At 75.3% G+C, this 2134-nt stretch carries 2 protein-coding genes; one reads left to right on the top strand and one right to left on the bottom strand.

The window, feature by feature from the left end:
• Window positions 1-534 (top strand): L,D-transpeptidase family protein (locus tag AOK16_RS16570; RefSeq protein ID WP_055473017.1); only part of this gene is annotated, 534 nt, incomplete at its 5' end.
• Between the two features lie 246 nt (window positions 535-780).
• On the opposite strand, the gene AOK16_RS16575 is transcribed toward AOK16_RS16570, so the two are convergent.
• The coding region (locus AOK16_RS16575; protein WP_055473018.1) for a hypothetical protein at window positions 781-2134 on the bottom strand (1354 nt) is incomplete at its 5' end.

Raw genomic sequence — 2134 nt, forward strand, 5'->3', positions numbered from 1 at the left:
GTGACGGCCGCCGCCGTACGGGACTTCCAGCTCCGGTACGCCACCGCGTACCGCCTCGCCCGCACCGGCACCGTGGACACCGCGACCTGGGGCGCGCTGCGCACCCTCACCCGCCCGCCCTCGCAGGCAGTGCTCCACCCGCCCACGAGCAGGCCGCTCGCCCAGCCGGATCCGCGCTGCCGGTCAGGGCGCGTGCTGTGCGTCAGCAAGCGCAGCTCCACGCTCGCGTGGATGGTGGACGGGCGGGTGGTCTCGGCGATGGACGTGCGGTTCGGCGCGCAGTACACGCCCACCCGCGAGGGCACCTTCCACGTCTACTTCAAGAGCCGCCACCACTTCTCGACGCTCTACCGCACGCCCATGCCGTACGCACTGTTCTTCAGCGGCGGCCAAGCGGTGCACTACTCGGCGGACTTCGCGGCCCGCGGCTACGGCGGCGCCTCGCACGGCTGCGTCAACGTGCGGGACGCGGGGAAGATCGCCGCGCTCTTCGCGCAGGTACGGGTGGGCGACAAGGTCGTCGTCTACTGGTGACGCGCCAAGGGGTGCTGTACGAAACCGGGACCGTCGCCGGAGCGGCCGAAGTGGCTGGAAAGGACCGGTCGCGGCCTGGTCCGGAGCGTGGTGAAAGGGGCGCGAGCGGGGCCGGGGGAACGTGCCCCGCCCGCGCCGGTTGCGCGGAGCCGTAGGTACGGGGGGAACCCCGGCTCACGCGCCAGCCGATGACCAGTCGGCTATTAGCTACTGCGCCGGGCGGCTGAAAAGTGTCACACCCACGCGTCAGCGCTGTTCGAAACCGGGCGAGCGCTGGCCGGAGCGGCCCTGGGGGCGGGAGCGGTCGGAGCCGCCCTGCTGGGGGCCGGCGCCCTGGGAGGGCTTGCCAGCCTGGGAGGGCTTGGAGTTCTTGGAACCCTGAGCCTTCTGGGGCCCCTTGGAACCCTGGGAGCCCTGGGCGTTCTTTGAACCCCCGGCGTTCTCGGAGCCCTGGGACGCCTTCGGAGCCTTCGCGCCGGGCCCCTTCGGGCCGGCTCCCTGGGCGCCGGACCGGTCTCCGTACGGGTACCGGCCGCCGTCGGCCTTCATCCCGCCATCGTTGTCACCGTCGCTGCCGCCATCGCCGTCGCCGTAACCGCCACCGCTACCGCTACCGCCGCTGCCGCCGTAGCCGCCATAGCCGTCGTAGTGGCCGTCGCCATAGCCGTAGCCACCGTCGCCGTCGTCCCGGCCGTCGCGGTCACCGCCGTAGCCGCCGCCGTAGCCCGCGCTCCCCCGGCGGTCGTCGTCGAGTACGCGGTCGCAGTAGCGGTTGGCCTCCCGGGCCCCGCCCGCGGCCTGCTCCCACTGCCGCTTGGTCGCCGGGTCGAGCCGGCCCTCCTCGTACGCGCGGCACATCGCGACGGCGTTCCGCGGCGAGTAGCCGCCACGGTGGCCGAACATCGAGCCCCAGTCGCCCTTCGGGATTCCGTACCGGCCGGACGCGTGCGCGTCGCCCTCAGGAGTGGGCGAACCGCCGCGCGGTCGCTCGCTTCCGTCCTCCCCGGATGGCGAGGGCGAGGGCCCGCCAGACTCCCAAGTGAGCGACGGTTCGGAGGAGTTGGGGTTGCCGCTCGCCGAGGCGGACACGCTCCGCACCGGCCCGGGCTCGTCCTGCCCGGCGCCGAACGGCGCCGGCAGCACACCCGCGGTGCCGGCGATCGCGGCCCCGCCCAGCATGCAGCCGGCGAGCCCGGCCGTGAGCCCCGCGCGCAGCGAACGGCCCATGCGCGCGTGCCACTCGGAACCGCCGAGCCGTATGACCTGCTGCCTGTTCCCGGAGGCGCCGCGCGGGCTCTCGCCCAGGGCCGCGGCGGCGCGTTCGGCGTCCGGCGCGGGCATCGGTACAGGGCCCGAGGCGTCCCCGCGCGTAGACCCGGCGCCTGTCGCGGCGCCCATGGCCATGGCCTCCCGGAACGCGGCCGTCGCGGCGGCCTCGCCCGGAAGCTCGCCCTCCGCCGGCAGCGGACCCGGCGCCACCGGGCGCACGGGAGCGGTGGCCGACGCCGTGGCCGCGGGCAGCGGCGAGCCGCCGCAGGGCCTCGGGACCAGACCGCGTCCGGCCTCGGCCAGGGCACTGGCCAGCCGCTCGGCCTCGGCC

This window comes from Streptomyces pathocidini (assembly GCF_001418495.1).
Taxonomy (GTDB): domain Bacteria; phylum Actinomycetota; class Actinomycetes; order Streptomycetales; family Streptomycetaceae; genus Streptomyces; species Streptomyces pathocidini.